General features: G+C 71.2%; 15 protein-coding genes. 7 read left to right on the top strand and 8 right to left on the bottom strand.

The window, feature by feature from the left end:
- Positions 1 to 9: 9 nt before the first annotated feature.
- The gene (locus IPJ59_RS28195) at positions 10 to 906 is read right to left on the bottom strand and encodes an alpha/beta fold hydrolase (protein WP_293274100.1); all 897 of its coding nucleotides are present in this window, start codon (positions 904 to 906) and stop codon (positions 10 to 12) included.
- Between the two features lie 197 nt (positions 907 to 1103).
- On the opposite strand from IPJ59_RS28195, the gene IPJ59_RS28200 reads away from it, so the two are divergent.
- The 3 genes from IPJ59_RS28200 to IPJ59_RS28210 are packed head-to-tail and all read left to right on the top strand — an operon-like array spanning position 1104 to position 4570.
- Complete coding sequence (locus IPJ59_RS28200) at positions 1104 to 1283, top strand: SlyX family protein (protein ID WP_293261558.1); 180 nt, start codon at positions 1104 to 1106, stop codon at positions 1281 to 1283.
- Between the two features lie 56 nt (positions 1284 to 1339).
- Positions 1340 to 1720, top strand: coding sequence for a hypothetical protein (locus IPJ59_RS28205; protein WP_293274101.1), 381 nt, complete (start codon positions 1340 to 1342; stop codon positions 1718 to 1720).
- Between the two features lie 33 nt (positions 1721 to 1753).
- A complete protein-coding gene (locus IPJ59_RS28210; RefSeq protein ID WP_293274102.1) occupies positions 1754 to 4570 on the top strand; it encodes a ricin-type beta-trefoil lectin domain protein in 2817 nt (938 codons plus the stop codon).
- A 7-nt stretch (positions 4571 to 4577) separates the two neighbouring features.
- Here IPJ59_RS28210 and IPJ59_RS28215 read toward each other — a convergent pair whose 3' ends face one another.
- From IPJ59_RS28215 to IPJ59_RS28225, 3 genes are all read right to left on the bottom strand, one after another.
- Positions 4578 to 4967 (bottom strand): TraR/DksA family transcriptional regulator, encoded by a 390-nt coding sequence (locus IPJ59_RS28215; RefSeq protein WP_293261548.1) that lies wholly within the window; start codon positions 4965 to 4967, stop codon positions 4578 to 4580.
- A 22-nt stretch (positions 4968 to 4989) separates the two neighbouring features.
- Complete coding sequence (locus IPJ59_RS28220; protein WP_293274103.1) at positions 4990 to 5628, bottom strand: class I SAM-dependent methyltransferase; 639 nt, start codon at positions 5626 to 5628, stop codon at positions 4990 to 4992.
- 166 nt (positions 5629 to 5794) lie between these two features.
- Positions 5795 to 6070, bottom strand: a complete 276-nt coding sequence (locus tag IPJ59_RS28225; protein WP_293261542.1) for a hypothetical protein — start codon at positions 6068 to 6070, stop codon at positions 5795 to 5797.
- A gap of 164 nt (positions 6071 to 6234) precedes the next feature.
- On the opposite strand from IPJ59_RS28225, the gene IPJ59_RS28230 reads away from it, so the two are divergent.
- Positions 6235 to 7317: a hypothetical protein gene (locus IPJ59_RS28230; RefSeq protein ID WP_293274104.1), complete on the top strand. Its 1083-nt coding sequence runs from the start codon at positions 6235 to 6237 to the stop codon at positions 7315 to 7317.
- Between the two features lie 81 nt (positions 7318 to 7398).
- Here the strand turns inward: IPJ59_RS28230 and IPJ59_RS28235 are convergent, their stop codons facing one another.
- Complete coding sequence (locus tag IPJ59_RS28235) at positions 7399 to 7977, bottom strand: hypothetical protein (protein ID WP_293261536.1); 579 nt, start codon at positions 7975 to 7977, stop codon at positions 7399 to 7401.
- An 89-nt stretch (positions 7978 to 8066) separates the two neighbouring features.
- Here IPJ59_RS28235 and IPJ59_RS28240 point away from each other — a divergent pair, with 89 nt between their 5' ends.
- Entirely contained in the window at positions 8067 to 9014 is a 948-nt protein-coding gene (locus tag IPJ59_RS28240) for a hypothetical protein (RefSeq protein ID WP_293261533.1), read from the top strand.
- On the opposite strand, the gene IPJ59_RS28245 is transcribed toward IPJ59_RS28240, so the two are convergent.
- Genes IPJ59_RS28245 through IPJ59_RS28255 form a run of 3 tightly spaced genes read right to left on the bottom strand, consistent with a single transcriptional unit; the run spans position 8981 to position 12425 of the window.
- A complete protein-coding gene (locus IPJ59_RS28245) occupies positions 8981 to 10531 on the bottom strand; it encodes a DUF1501 domain-containing protein (RefSeq protein WP_293274105.1) in 1551 nt (516 codons plus the stop codon). The two genes, IPJ59_RS28240 and IPJ59_RS28245, sit on opposite strands and share 34 nt — an antisense overlap.
- The gene (locus IPJ59_RS28250) at positions 10528 to 11802 is read right to left on the bottom strand and encodes a hypothetical protein (RefSeq protein WP_293274106.1); all 1275 of its coding nucleotides are present in this window, start codon (positions 11800 to 11802) and stop codon (positions 10528 to 10530) included. The genes IPJ59_RS28245 and IPJ59_RS28250 overlap by 4 nt, the downstream gene beginning before the upstream one ends.
- Positions 11799 to 12425 carry a hypothetical protein gene (locus tag IPJ59_RS28255; protein WP_293274107.1) on the bottom strand — a complete coding sequence of 209 codons (627 nt, stop codon included), beginning with the start codon at positions 12423 to 12425 and terminating at the stop codon, positions 11799 to 11801. Before IPJ59_RS28255 ends, IPJ59_RS28250 begins: the two co-directional genes overlap by 4 nt.
- A gap of 79 nt (positions 12426 to 12504) precedes the next feature.
- On the opposite strand from IPJ59_RS28255, the gene IPJ59_RS28260 reads away from it, so the two are divergent.
- Positions 12505 to 13629 (top strand): tryptophan 2,3-dioxygenase family protein, encoded by a 1125-nt coding sequence (locus IPJ59_RS28260; RefSeq protein WP_293274108.1) that lies wholly within the window; start codon positions 12505 to 12507, stop codon positions 13627 to 13629.
- Between the two features lies 1 nt (position 13630).
- A complete protein-coding gene (gene solA / locus IPJ59_RS28265; RefSeq protein WP_293261518.1) occupies positions 13631 to 14794 on the top strand; it encodes an N-methyl-L-tryptophan oxidase in 1164 nt (387 codons plus the stop codon).
- Positions 14795 to 15228 lie beyond the last annotated feature (434 nt).

Below are 15228 nucleotides of genomic sequence, written 5' to 3' on the forward strand. Positions count from 1 at the left end.
TGCTTTGGGTCAGGTGCTTTGGGCCAGGTGCTTTGGGCCAGGTTCCGCGACGAGGAAGTCGAGCACGGCCGCGCGCCAGACGTCGGGGGCCTCGATGGCGACGGTGTGGCCGACCCCGGGGACGACGCGGTGGGTGACCGGGCCGGCGAAGCCGGCGGCGAGGGTGGCGAGGTCGGCGGCGGGGGCGAGGCGGTCGTGCTCGCCGGCGAGGAGCAGCACGGGACAGGCGATCCGCGGGGCGAGGGCGGTCGGGTGGAAGGGCCAGGCGGGGTCGTCGTTCAGGGTCTGCTCGAACAGGGCGTGGATGCCGGCGAAGTGGTTGCGCTCGACGGTGGCCTTGACGAAGGCGGGCAGCAGCGGCTCGTTGCGGTCGAGGTAGGCGGGGCCGAGGGTGTCGGCGAGGCTGAGCCAGGCGAGCGCCTCGAGGTCGCCGGTGGCGAGCGCGGCCCGCCAGGCGCGGACGATGACGCGGCCGAGCGCGCCGCGTCCGGCGCTGACGCCGGTGACGACGAGGCGGCGCACGAGATCGGGGCGGGTGGCGGCGATCGCCAGGGCGACGCGGCCGCCGAAGGAGAAGCCGCACAGGTCGACCGGGGCGGGCAGCGCGAGGGCGGCGAGCAGGGCGACGAAGTCGTCGACGTGGCGGGCGGGGCTCACGTCGGCGACGGCGAGCTCGCTGTGGCCCTGGCCGCGCGCCTCGTAGACGACGACCGGACGCGCGGCGGACAGCGGCCGCAGCTGGCCGCCCCAGCTGGCGAGGGTCTGGGTCATGCCGCCGAGGATCACGAGCGGCGGGTGAGGTCCGGGCTCGCCCGGGGCGCGCCGATCGTCGCGCCGGTCGACGCGCACGCGGCCGCTCGCGCCGGGGCCGGCGACGGGGTCGGGGATCGTGACCAGCTCGGGCATCGCGGCGGGCAAGACTAACCCGGGTCCGCGGGCTTGTCTTGCGCGCGCGGGGGCCGTACACCGCGGGGATGTCCGGGGCCGAGAGCGACGCGGGGGTTGTGATGCAGGCGAAGCCATCGGAGCCATCGGAGCCATCGGAGCCATCGGAGCGAGCCAAGCAAGCAGAGCCATCGGAGCGAGCCGAGCTCCTGCGCCGCGTGATCGACCTCGAGGTCCGCGCGGCGTTTCAGGCCCAGACGATCGAGGCGCTCGACGGCGTGCTGCGAGAGTTCGCGGCGCGCGTCGAGGTGCTGGAGCGTCAGGTGCGAGAGCTCGCGGCGCGGCCCGGCGAGCGCGAGCCCGGCGGACCCGAGGACGAGCCGCCGTCGTGGGTGTGACGGCGCTTGACGGCGCGCCGTGAGGGTGGTTGTCTGCGCGGATGCCATCCCCCGCCATGCCGACCAAGCTGCTGGTCGTCCTCATCCTGCTGTGCCTGAACCTGGCGACGAACCTGTACAACCTGTCGGGGGCCTTCGCAGGCACCGCGGACTACGTGCGCATCGGCCTCAACGTCGCGCTGCTGGTCGGCCTGCTGCGCGGGCAGGAGTGGGCCCGCGTGCTGGCGAAGGTGACGGCGGTGCTGACCCTGGTGGCGGGCGCGATCCTGCTGCTGCAAGCGCTGAGTCTCGGCGGGGCCGCGTTCGTGATCCCGCAGCTGGGGATCTTCCTGTACGGAATGATCACGCTGGCGCTGGTGTACGGCGTGTTCCTGCTGTGGTGCATGAATCAGGCGGACGTGCAGGAGTGGTTGATCTCGCGGACGATGAAGGATTGAGCGCGCGAGGGACCACCTCGCGAGGAGTGCATCATGTGGAGGTTCGTCGCCTGGCTCGCTGTCACCGGGGTGCTGCTGACCGCACGCCCCGCATCGGGTTTTGCAGTGTACAACCAGACCGGCAAGCCGGTGAAAGCCAGGGTGGGGGGGATGTGGTCGGCCTCCATCCCTCCAAACGACTGGAAGGCCTGCCCCTCGTATGAGAAGAGCTGTGGCGACGGCACCTTGGTCTTGACGGTGGACTGGTTCACCTGTGAAGTGCCCATCCGCAAGGACGGCTATGCGCACATCATGTGGCACGAGCGAGACAGCCTCTATACCAAGGATGGCCTGCCGCTCTTCGGCGAGGGCTACCCGCGCAACTACTACTGCGAGTCTCGCGCGGCCGATCACTCATTGCTGGGCATGGCCCCCGCCGGGGTGCGGGGTCCTCAGGGACATGGCGACGATCTCTTTCAGCGCGATGTGCGCTTCCTGGCCACCGCCGACCCGCAGTTCAATGGCATCCGGACTGGAGAGGAAGCTCAGATCCACAAGAAGAGCCGCGAGCTGACCGCGGCCATGCTCAAGGCCATGCAGGCCCGGGTCGACTCGGAGAAGCTGCGCGGCATGCTCATCGCGGGCGACTTGACAAGCAGCACGGGCAACTTCGAATGGCGTGCCTACCGCGACGCGTTCGGCGTGTGGCCGAGCGCGGTGTACGATGGGATCGGCAATCACGACTACTACCGACTCACGCCGACCGAGCGCGGGCTGTACTGCGGGCTTGAGCCCAATATCCCCAACCTTGATCGCAGCGTGGGGCCCAACGGCTCGGACGACTGCAAGTCCCCCAAGGGCATCCTTGATGCCATCTCCAACCGGCAGCGCAATACTCAGGTCACCTATTGGGGCGGCAAATTTGTCGACGTGGACGACTACGATGTCAACTACACCCACAAGGTGACCGGATTCCACTACTCCTGGGACTGGCATGATGTGCACTTCGTCCAGCTAAACCTGTTCCCCGGGGACAAGGCCAGCGATGTCGACGGAGGTAAGGCCGATCCCTATCAAAGCCTCTCTTTCCTCAAAGAGGACCTTTCGAGATACGTGGGCGACTCGGGCCGCCCGGTCATCCTGGTGTTCCACTATCCACCCTACATGGAGGCGGGTGCGTGGCAGGTAAAGTTCTGGGATGCCATCCGAGAGTATCAGGTCATCGCGCTGATCGTCGGCCACGCTCATTTGGTGCATGACAACCCCAATTATACGCGCAAGTGGCAAAAACCCGCTGGGACCAAGGAACGCCTGGATGGCGCCAAGGAGCTGCTCGCCGTCGTGGCCGGCAGCGCCCTCGACGATGACAAATCTCAGGGCAAAGACCGGGAGGATGGCAACATCGCGTTCACTGAATTCACCATCGGTGAGACGACAATGTCCATCCAGCGCTTCGGCTTCTCCCAGGCAGCCGGCTCCTTCAAGGTCCTTGACACCCGCAAGTTTGACGTGACTCCGCCCCAGTCCCGCATTCCGGGCAAGGCCATTCCGACGGCGACCGTGACGGTGGGCACCGGCTCGGTCGGCCGGTGGCAGGCGCATGCGCTCTGCCCGGCCGGCGCCTTCGTGCAGGAGGCTTCGCTGCAGGTCGAGCCTGATCGGGGCGGGAGGGACGACTCGGCGCTCAACAACGTCAGCCTCATCTGTTCCGACCCGCAGCGCACCGACATCAAATCCCACCCCGATCAGTGGGGCGGTTGGACCAAGCGCCAGAAGTGCAAGCTCAACGGTGACTACCTGACCGGCGCCCGGATGCGCATCGAGCCCGATCAGGGATCAGGGGACGACTCCGGCGCCAATGACGTGCAGTTCCGCTGTCGGGGGGCCGACACCAATCCATCGGAGGGCGGTGGGATCTGGGGCGAGTGGGGTGCCAACGTCGAGTGCCCAGCCGGTACAGCGGTGTGTGGTCTGTCCACCCGTATGCAGCCCCCCCAGGGTGACGGGGACGATACTGCCATGAATGGTCTCAAGCTGCACTGCTGCCGAACGCCGGATGTACCGGCCTTCGTCATGGTCCGGCGGGAAAGCGGCCAGTGCCTCGATCCCAAAGGCTTCACTGGCGCCATCGGCACGCCGTTGCAGACCTTCCGCTGTGATGGTGGGCTCGATCAGGCGTTCCGCTACAACCTCGGCGATGCGAAGATGCCGCGCCGGCTGACCAATGCCAAGAGCGGCGCTTGTTTGTTGGCGCCATCGCGTGGCGTGGAGCTCAATCGCTGCAACGAAACAATGGACGGGGACTGGGCGTTTGACAACTTCGATACCTGGACGCCCATTCGGAATGGGCGCGCATTCGGTTGCCTGGGGTTGCATAACGACGAGAACATCTGGGAGGAGAGCTGCAACACGCCAGCGCAATGGGCCGCCGTGCAGCTCCCGTTCGCGCCGCGGCCCGTGCAAGCCGCCATCTTCCTCAACGCAGCCACCGGCAACTGCCTCGACGTGGCGGACTACGACGGCGCCGCGGGCCGTCGCGTCGGCACCTATCGCTGCGATGGCGGCCTCGACCAGGCGTTCGTGGCCGAGACGGCGCAAGCCAGCCAAAAGACCACGCTGAAGAACGCTGTCCGAGGGTTTTGCGTCGACGTCGACGGCGAGGGGGGTGAGGCCGGCAAGACGATCGCTCTAGCGAACTGCAGCGGCGCGGCGGACCAGAGCTGGACCTTCACCGCCGACCCCTGGTCCGCCCTGGTCAACGCCAAGAAGGGCCTCTGCCTCACGGCCAACCCGCCTGGTCCCGCCACTCTCCAGAAATGTGATGGCTCCGACAAACAGAAGTGGGTGCGCGTGCTCCTGCCTTCGCCGTGAGTACAGCTCAGCGATAATCGGTGATATGCCGCCGGGCGCCGGGCTTGTTGGCGGTCTCCTGCTCGGCCTGGCAGGCGGCGCAGAGGGTGGCCTGGGGCATCAGCACCAGGCGGGCCTGGGGGATCGGCTCGTCGCAGGATTCGCAGAGGCCGTAATCTTCGGGGTCGTCGCGCATGCGCCGGAGGCCGACGTCGATCGCCTGCAGGGCGGCCGTGCGGGCGCGGTTGCGGTTCGACGCGATGACCTGCGACATCTCGGTGAGCGGGGCCTCGTCGTCGTCGGGTTTGCTGACGGCGTCGGCCTTGGCCATGGGGATCGGGACGTCGCCCTCGGCCAGCAGGGCGGCGCGGCGCTGCAGCAGGAGTTCGCGCAGGGCGCCGAGGTCCTTGGCTCGCATGCCTGGCGAGTGTACGGCCGTTTCAGGCCGGCTTGTCGCCGCTGGCGAGGTAGAGCTGGCCGCCGTGCTGCGGCAGCGAGGGCAGCGGCGCGCGCTCGAAGCGGTGGGCGAGGCGCTCGAGCGGGCGCCAGCCCTCGCGGCGGATGTCGGCGCGGGCGAGCAGGTTGACCATGTGGCCCTGCAGGTTGGGGCGGGCGGCGTGCACGTCGACGATCACGCAGCGGCCGCCAGGCGCGAGCAGGCCCCACAGGCGCTCGAAGGCGGCCTCCCAGCGGGGGAAGGCGCTGAGGCCGAGGAAGATGTGGAGGCGGTCGACCTGGACGGGGCCAGCAGCGTGCTCGCGGGCGGCCTGATCGAGGGCGGCCTGATCGAGGGCGTGGACGTCGCTGCAGTGGAGGACGACCTGGGAGAAGCCGCGCTTGTGGGCCCGGGTGGCGGCCTGGCGGAGCATGCCGGGGCTGAGGTCGACGCCGAGGACCAGGCCCTCAGGGCCGACGGCGGGGGCGAGGCCGTCGAAGCTCTGGCCGGTGCCGCAGGGCAGGTCGAGGATCGTCTGGCCCGGGCGGGCTCGCAGGGCGACCGCGGCCTCGCGCCGCGCCTCACGGTAGAGCGGCTCGAGGCTGCGGTCGTAGAACGAGGAGAACCAGTCGTACCAGCGCATCGCCCCGCGAGGGTAGGCCGCACGGCGCGAGCGAGCAAGCGCGTGAGCGACGATCAGGTGGTGTACTTGATCATAGACTGCGTCGATTACGTCAAACGACGGAATCGACGCGACCGTGGGCAAATGTCCGGGGAATGTGGTGACATCACCGGCGTCGGGCTGGCTGTCACTTCTTGGCGCAGCGCCAGTGGCCGCTGCCGCAGGCGCACACGTGGTCGCCGGCGCCGGAGCGGTAGACGCAGAAGTCGGACTCGCCGCGGGGGCAGGACGCGCCGTTGCGGGGCTTGGCGCCGGGGCAGCCGCCGCCGCTGGCGGAGCCGGGGTTCTGGCTGCCGCTGGTGTTGCAGGCGAGGCCGAGGCCGAGGCCGGCGAGGAGCCCGAGGGTCAGCGCGGAGCGGGCGAGGAGCGAGCGAGTGGGGATGCGGTGGGTGCGGCGGAGCATCACGATCGGCGATGCCAGGCTCGCCGGGGCCTGTCAATGGCGGGGGCGGGATCCCCCGGGGGTTGATCCCGGGATTGGTCCCGAGGATTGGCCCGAGGATTGGCCGCGAGTGGGGGGTATGCGGGGCGCGGGTGGGGGTCGATACTGGGCCCGGAGGAACTGCCATGACGCATTCGTTGCTGAGCGCGGCGAGCCTGGTGCTCGCCCTGGTGCTGGCCTGTGATTCGGGCCCGAAGACCGAGGCGAAGGCCGACGCGAAGGTGGCGGTGGTGGTCGACGCGACGGTGGACACGAAGGCCGACGCGAAGGCCGGGGGCAAGCCGCCGGAGGTGGGCGCGGCGGTGGTGGGCGCGGCGGCGGTGACCCTCAAGTCGGTTGCGGAGGTCGAGGCGGCGCTCGGCAAGCCGATCGCGCTCGCGGCCGCGGACCTCGACCTCGCGGGGCTGGTGAAGCTGGTGGTGGAGGGCAAGCTGACGAGCGCGGCGGAGCTCGAGCTGCTGCTCAACGCGCCGGGCGGGGCGAGCCATCACATCGACATCGACGCCGACGGCAGCCTCGACTATGTGCAGGTGGTCGAGCTGCGGGCCGCGGGCGGGGTGACGCTCGAGCTGCGGGCGATCGCCACGAGCGGGGCCTCGGCGGCGCTGGGGGTGGTCGTCGCCAGCCTGGCGATCACGCGGGCCGAGGCCGAGGGCCAGCTGCGGGTCGCGGCGAGCTACGGCGCGGCGGTGGCGGGCGGGGCGGACTTCACGTTCTCGCAGGCCTACGCGGCGCAGTTCGCCGGGGTCGTGGTGACGCCGGTCGATGCCGCGGCGGGGGCCTTCCTCGCGTGGTCGGTGCAGGCGGGGCGGCCGGTGTATCTGAGCACGCACGTGTCGGCGGCTGACATCACGCTGACGGGCGAGGGCGCGGCGCAGTTCGGGGCGGACGCGTCGGTGCAGCTGGCGGCGCTGCGCCTGGCGGCGCTGCGCGGGGCGCTGAAGGTGGCGCTGGCGATCGATCCAGCGCTCGCGGCGGGGAGCGACGCGAAGCTCGCGGCGGACGCGAAGGCCGGGGTCCGGGTGAAGGCCGGCGCGCAGGTGAAGCACAGCGGCAAGGCGGAGGCGGGGGTGAAGGTGGGCGGCGGCGGCGGGGTGAAGGTGGGCGGCGGCGGCGGGGTGAAGGTGGGCGGCGGCGCGGGCGTGTCGATCGGCGGCGGGGTGAAGGTGGGCGGCAAGGCCGGCGGCGGCGTCAAGATCGGCGGTTGAGGTCGCCTGGCCCGGAGGACAGGTGACCTGGCCCGGAGGACAGGTGACATGGCTCGGTGGGCGCCTGGCCCGGAGGACAGGTCAGCGGAAGATGGAGCGCGCCAGGGCCAGGACGGCCACCGCCTTCATCACGGTCACGAGGTCGACGCTGATCATGAAGCGACCGTCGTGGAGGTCGCGGCCGCCGGCGCGCAGCCACTGGTGGCCGAGCTCGACGCTGAGGATGTTGAGGCCGAAGCTGCCGACCAGGCCGCTGCGCAGGCCGACGCCGGTCGCCCCCCAGGCGTCGCCGGTGACCAGACGCGGGGCCAGGCCGACCTGTGCGAGGTTCGTGCCGAACATCGGCGCGAGGCCGGCGGTGAAGAAGTGGCCGGCGTGGCCCTCGCGCACGCTGTAGCTGTAGCCGAGCTCGGGCCACAGGAACACGTGCTTGTGCACCTGGACGCTGGCGCCGAGGGCGAGGTCGATGCTGAGGCCGCCGGCCGTGCGTGAGGCGCCCGCGACGGGGGCGGAGCGCGGGGCGTAGGCTCCGCCGAAGCCCAGGCGCAGGGTGGGTCGCGGGCGCTCGTGCTTGCGCCGCGCCGGCGGGGGTGCGGGCGAGGTCTCGGGCGCGGGGCTTACGGCGACCAGGGTCAACGACAGCAGCAGGTGGGTCTGCAAGGTGCGTGAGGATAACGCCGTCGTCGTCGGCCGCGAAGCCATGCCAGCGGTGCACTGTTGACAATCCCACCTTGTGGTACCCTGCGCCGATGGCGGACGCCAGGCTCGATGAGCAGCTGCGGTTCGGACGGCGGACGCCGGCCGACGTGGCCCGTTATCGGCGGAGCATTCACCTCGCGTTCGCGATGATCGCGGCGATCTACGTCATCGCTGTCATCGCGGGTCCTGCGGGCCAGGCCGCCGGGGCCGTCGGCGGCGCGCACTGGCTGCTCCCGTGGGTCCTGGGCGTCCTGCTGCTGCGGATCACCGCGTACTTGACGATCCAGGTCCACGAGTATGTCCACTGCGTGGGGCCCGAGCGGGTCGATCTGCTGATCCGGGTGTTCCCCGCGATGATCGGCCCCTTGACGGGATACCGGGAGGTGCACTTGTTGCACACCGCCCACCACGAGCATTTGCTGGAGCGCGAGGACCCGGACCTCACCATCATGGTGGCGCGGCCATTATGGAGCTACCTGCGGATCCTTTTCTACCACGAGTATTTCTTCGTCCATTACCTGCGGCATGAGGGCCACCTCGCGGGGCCGGGCCACGTGGTCGAGCTCGCGGCGCGGGCGCTGCTGTTCGCGGCGGCGGTGGTGTGGGTGCCGGGGTGGACGCTGCTGCTGCTGCTGCTGTCGACGCGCCTGGCCTTCTCGACCGCGTATTTCCTGCTCTCGTGGTACCTGCATCGCGCCGGGCCCCGCGTGGGCACCTATCGCAAGCCGATGCCGGCGTGGCTCGCGGCGGTGGTGTGGGCGCTCGGTGGTGGGCCGGCGCTGGCGACCCTGCGATACCACGACCTGCACCACCGCTTCCCGGAGATCGATGTCGGCGCGCTCGAGCGCCTGGGGCGGCAGATCCCCTTCGATCATGCGGCGGCCACGGCGTTCGTGCTCGGCCCCTGCCCGCACCTCGAGGGCTGCGCGCGCTGCGATGACGCCATCCGGACGGGGTCCGGGTTTCAGGCGCGCAGCATCCAGTCGAGCGGGGCGTAGCCGGCGGTGTCGGGGAAGCTGGCGGCGAGGCTGTCGGGGACGCCGAGGGCCTTCATGACGGTGCGCCAGACGTGGCCGCCCGCGAGGCGCCCGGAGTTGTCGGTGACCGGGGCCATGGGGGCGCCGGTGGCGGGGTCGGGGGCGCTGTAGCTGTAGACGTGGCCGTCGCCGTCGTCGCCGGCCACGCCGACGTCGCCGTAATAGCCGCCCTGGATCATGCCGCCGGCGAGCATCAGGCCGCTCTTGCCCTCGCCGCCGGCGGAGCCAGCCGCGGGGGCGCGGCCGCCGTCGAGGGTGTAGATCGCGATCAGGGTGTTGTCATAGAGGCCGGCGGCCTTGAGGCTCTCGATCAGGCGGGTCAGCGGCTGCACCGTCTGGAGGGCGAGGGTATCGACGATGCTCTGGGGCCGGGTATCGTGCCAGTCGAGGTAATCGAACTCGAGGGCGACCGTGGCACACTGGGCGCCCTGGATCAGCTTGTAGGCGTAGGCGCACTGCTCCCAGATGTTGCACTTCTCGCCGGGCGGGTTGCCCTCCTGGTCGGGGCAGCCGGCCTGCCAGTAGGCGACCTCCTCGGGGGTGAGCGGGAGGCTGATGAGCTTGGGCTCGCCCTGGTAGAGCAGGGGCGAGAGCTCGCCGAGCTGGGCGAGGTGCTGGGCGCTGGCCTGGGCCTCGTACTTGTGGCGCTGCAGGAAGCGGTCGTCGGCGGCGCTCAGGACCTTGATCAGGGCCTCGGCCTGCTGCGGGGAGGGGACGACGTTGTAGTCCTCGATCTTGTCGGGGAAGCCGGCGAGCAGGGCGGCGACGGTCTGCTTGCGGTCGAGCTCGGAGCCCTCGAGGCCAGCGCCGTAGTGATATGCGGTGTGCTCGCGGCTGATGCCCTTGAAGGCGATGCCGTTCTTGACCGCGAGGCCCTGCTGCTTGATGAAGTGGTTGTGCAGGGCGGCGGGGGTGGGCGTGGAGCTGTAATGTTGCTGGTTGCCGGGGACGTAGGGGACGGGCTCGTTGGCGGACATGTCGCCGCGGCCGGGGCCAGGCATGGGGCTGCGGCCGGGGGAGCGCTGCGGGTTGCTGGCCTCGTGGCCGTGGATCTCGCCGATGCCGAGCTCGCAGGTCTCGATCATGGCGATGGTGTCGAGGTGGGGCTCGAGCGGGAGGGAGAGCGGGGTGAGGTAGACCCGGCGCTCGGCGATCTGCTTGAGCTGATCGGCGCCGTAGTACATGGCGCACATGCGGCCGGAGTCGCCGCGCTTGAGGTTGGCGGCGGTGGCGAGGCCGGGGGCGACGAAGACGTGGCCGAAGTCCCACTGGTCGCGCAGGTCGATCTCGATGAAGTTGATCGGCGGCTTGGCCATGTCCTCGGCCTTCGCCTCACCGAGGGCGATCGCGCGGGCGGCGTGGCGCACCGCGAAGGGGATGCCCGGCACGGCCAGCGCCACGCCGAGCAGCTTCATGAAGCCGCGGCGCTGCAGCGGGGGCAGAGAGGCGATGAGCGGCGGACGGCGGAGGTACTTCATGGCTTGGACTCGGGCAGGCCGATGACGACCTGCAGCACGCGCGGGTGGGTGAGGGCGACGACGAAGAGGTCGCCGAAGGTGGGGCCGGCGGCTGCGTCCGCGCGCAGGCGGAGGTCGCGGGCGTGGGCGCGGGTGGTCAGCTCGGCGAGCAGCTTGGGGTCGATGTCGACGGCCTCGGCCTCGCTCATGCCGAAGCTGTACTCGAGCACGTTGCGGGCGGCGCAGGGGTAGAAGGCGGGGCTCTCGGAGAGCACGCGGCCGGCGTCGACGAGGGTGTCGACCAGCTGGTTGAGGACCTGCGAGACCTCGAGCGGGGCGGCGGCGGGGTCGACGAAGTGCGAGGCGTAGAGGCCGTTGATGCTGCGGCCGAGCTCGTTGTCGGGGTCTTGCAGGCCGGTGGCCTCCGGGTGATAGAGGCCGTCCTGGCTGAAGCGGACGAACAGCTGGGCGTGGGCGCTGAACTGGCCGTGGCAGGAGTAGCAGGCGCTGCCGTTGCCGAAGCCGTTGGCGGCCTCGGGCACGGTCTGCTCCTCCTTCGTCATGGCGCGGAACATCGGGATCAGGGTGTCCTTGGCGATCCGCGGCTGGACCGCCGGGTCCATGGGGTAGGTGCTGCAGGTGAAGATGAACATCATCCGCCGGGCCCGGCGGAGGTTGAAGCGGCTGGCGTTGGCGATGAGATAGGCGCGGGTGGTGAGCACGCCGGCGGCGTAGGGGGCCCCGGTGTCGCAGGGGATCTCGGCGCCGACGGGGTCGACGCAGTAGGGGGCGGTGAGCAGCTCGCCGTAGGGCCGGTCGTTGCGGGCGAGGTGGGCGGCGAGGTTGCCGGGCAGCTCGAAGTCGACGCCGTCCTTGCTGCCGCTGGCGGCGAGCTTGACCTGCAGCATGGCCCGCGCGGTGTCGGCGAAGGCGGGTTCGCTGACCCAGGCCTCGACGATCGGGACGATCGCGTCGGCGCCGAAGTGGTGGATGAGGTTGTCCTCGTCGGGGCTCAGCAGGCGGCCGACGACCATCGGGGCGATGCTGGCGAGGTACTCGCGGGCGTCGTCGGCGGTGTAGCCGAGCGCGCCGAGATCGGGCTCGTCGTCGCTGGCGCTGCCGGTGGTGGCCGTGGTGCTGCCAGTGGTGGCTGGATCGTCCGGGCCGGTGCTCGTGCTGCTGGACTGGCTGGTGGTGGCGTCGCCGGTGCTGGCGTCGGGGGTCTCGGCGACGCTGCCGGCGTAGCAGGCGGGGACGAGCGCGATGAGGGCGAGGAGGCGGGTCGGGGTCATTGGGCGACGAACTCCAGGGCCGACAGGGCGACGGCGCAGATCGAGTCGTGGCGGGTGGGCTCGTCGAGGTTGGCGTCGCCGAGCAGGAGCTCGTAGTCGGCGAGGAGGTCGGCGTCGGGGGTGGTGCCGTAGGCGGCGGTGAGCAGGGCGGGGAGGTCGTCCGGGAACACCGGGAAGCGGGCGAGCATGGCGGGCGCGCGGCACACGGGCAGGACCGCGGCGATCCACACCGAGATGCGTGAGGCGTTCCAGGTGAGGTCCGGGTTGACGCCGCTGGCGTAGTCGTAGTCGCCGAGCTCGTAGCGGCGGGCTCGCAGGACGGCGAAGGCGGGGTCGTCCGCGGGCAGGCCGCTGAGCTGCTGCAGGCGCAGGAAGCGGACGCGGAAGGGCAGGAGCTTGACCTTGCTGCGGTCGAGATCGAAGGGGTCGCGCGGGGGCTCGGCCTCGGGGGCCCCTGTGCTCGCGTCTGTGTTCGCGGCGGTGGTGGGCTCGTCGGGGGCGCCGGTGCTGGCGGGGGCGTCGGTGTCGCTGTCCTCGAGGACAGGTGGCGGAGCGCCGCAGGCGAGGGCGCAGGTGGTCAGCGCCAGGGCGCAGGCGCGGGAGGGGATGCTCCGGGGGGACACGCGGGCAGGGTTTCACAGCCCAGGCGCGAATACAAGCGGGGCTTGCGGGGGGGCGCGCAACCTGGCAGCGTCGCCCGCGATGGCCAGCGGCAAATCGACGGTCTATTGGGACTATATCAAGATCGAGGAGCTCCTCGCGCTGCAGAGCGGCATCGCCGACAGCGACGCGGAGCTGGCCAACGATGAGGTGATGTTCATCACCGTGCATCAGATCGACGAGCTGTGGTTCAAGCTGGCGATCCGCGAGCTCGTGCACGTGCGCGACCTGTTCGCCCGCGAGAAGGTGCGCGAGCAGTCGCTGTCCAGCGCGGTGCGCGGCATCCGGCGCACCGCGCTGCTGTTCGAGATGGTCACCGGCCACTTCGCGCTGATGGAGACGATGACGACGCGCGACTACCTCGGCTTTCGCGACAAGTTGAGCCCCGCGAGCGGGTTTCAGTCGGCGCAGCTGCGGGAGATCGAGATCTTGCTCGGCCTGCGGATCGAGGAGCGGCTGCCGCTCGGGCACGACAACGACTATCTGCGGGCGCTGCGTTACCCGGACGGGCGCGAGTCGCCGGCCTCGCGCCGGGTCGAGGCGCGGCTCTCGGACTCGCCCTCGCTGCACGAGGCGATCGGCGAGTGGTTGTATCGCACGCCGATCCAGGGCTCGACGCCGGAGCTCCCGGGCGACGAGGAGGAGGTGGTCCGCTTCCTCGAGCGCTACCTCGCCGCGCAGGCGCTCGAGCTGGAGGACGCGCGCGTGCAGGCGATCGCGGCGGCGCCCGGCGAGGCCGACCGCAAGCGCCTCGATCAGCGCTATCACCAGGAGCAGGCCAACGCGCGGGCCTTCCTCATGGCCGACGACGCGACCCCGGAGCAGCGCCGCCGCTGGTCGCGGATCCGTGCCGCGCTGGTGTTCATCGAGAGCTACCGCGAGCTGCCGCTGCTGGCCTGGCCGCGCGAGGTGCTCGACGCGATCGTGGAGCTCGAGCAGGCCTTCGTGATCTTCCGCCAGCGGCACGCGCGGATGGTCGAGCGGGTGGTCGGGCGCCGCACCGGCACCGGCGGCTCGGCGGGCGTCGACTACCTCGACCAGACGGCGCTGCGATATCGGGTGTTTCGCGACCTGTGGGCGGTGCGCACGCTGCTGATCCAGCGCAGCGCCCTGCCGCCGCTCGAGCGGCCCGAGGCCTACCACTTCATCGCGGCGGACGACGACTGACATGGCCTCGCCGCGGGTCATCGTCATCGGCGGCGGGACCATGGGCCTGGCCAGCGCGTGGGCGCTGGCCAGGCGCGGGGCCCGGGTCACGGTGCTCGAGCGCTTCGAGCACGTGCACACGCGCGGCAGCCACGGCGGTCACACCCGCATCATCCGCGAGTCGTACCACGAGGGCGCGGGCTACGTGCCGCTGGTGCGCGAGGCGACGCGGCTGTGGAATGAGCTGTCTGAAAGGACAGGTGAACGGCTGCTGGTGCGCACGGGGATGGTCGAGCTCGGCCCGCCCGACGCGCCGGACTACGTCGCGACGATCGCGGCCAACCGCGCCAGCGAGGTCGTGCACCGCGAGTACGAGGCCGCGGAGGCGCGGCGGCGCTGGCCCTTCGAGATCCCCGCGGGCTGGCGCGCGCTGCACTCGCCGGAGGCCGGCTACCTGCGGGTGGGGCCGTGCCTGGGGGCGCTGCGCCGCGAGGCGGAGGCGGCGGGGGCGGTGGTCCGCAATGACGTGCGGGTGCGCGAGCTGGTGCGCGACGGTTCCGGGGTGCGGGCGCTGCTCGAGTCGGGCGAGCTGTGCAGCGGCGACCTGGCGGTGGTGGCCGCGGGGGCGTACCTGCCGGCGCTGCTGCCGGGCTTCCTGCCGGAGCGGCTCGCGGTGGTGCGGCGGGTGCTGGCGTGGACGCGCCCGCAGGAGGCGCAGCGCGGGCTGCTGGCGGGTCTGCCGGTGTGGTGTGTGTTCGCCCCGGAGGGCTTCGTGTACGGCTTCCCGTGGGCGGACGAGGGCGTCGACGGCTTCAAGTTGGCGTGTCACTGGCCAGGCGGGGCGACGCCGGGCGGCGAGGTGGCGGGCCGGGTCGCCGACGCGGAGACCGTCGATCGCGTCGTGCATGACTCGGACCTCGCGCCGCTGGCTGGCTTTTTGGACAGGTACCTGCCGGCCGCGCGCGGGCCCTTCGTCGACGCGAGCGTGTGCCTGTACACCTGCACGCCGTCGTGGGACTTCGCGGTCGACTTCCTGCCGGGCGACGGGCGGGTGGTGGTGGCCAGCGGCTTCTCGGGGCACGGCTTCAAGTTCGCGCCGGCGATCGGCGAGGCGATCGCGGACGGGCTGCTATCCGGTCAGATGCCGCCGGCGCTGGCAAAGTTCGCGTGCGCGCGGCACCTGTGAGGTTGGCCGCGGTTGGCCGCGGCTGGCAGGCTGGTCGACCTCCGCGCGCGGGGGCGTAGTACCTTGTCGGGCATGCGCAGCAGCCTCTTTGTCGCCTCGGTCTGTACTCTCCTCCTCACCGCCTGTTCGGGCGGCCTCAGCGATGACGACTCGCGGGTGGCCTGGGCCGCCACGCAGGTCGCGCTCAGCCAGGGCCAGACCCAGGCGCAGCTGGCCGCCAGCGGCACGCCGCTGATGACGGGCGATGAAGTGGCCTTCCCGAGGGGGGCCGCGGACGTCGACTACACCTGGAACTGCACCGGAGGCGGCACGGCGCACTATGTCGGGACCGCGTCGGTGGTGAGCGACGGCGCCGGTGCGGGCGCGGTGAACTTCACGCTGGCGACCACCTGGGGGGGTGGGGCGGGGGGGGGGGGGGCCAGGGGGGCGCGGGG

It is taken from the genome of Nannocystis sp. (assembly GCF_016714285.1).
GTDB lineage: Bacteria > Myxococcota_A > Polyangia > Nannocystales > Nannocystaceae > Nannocystis.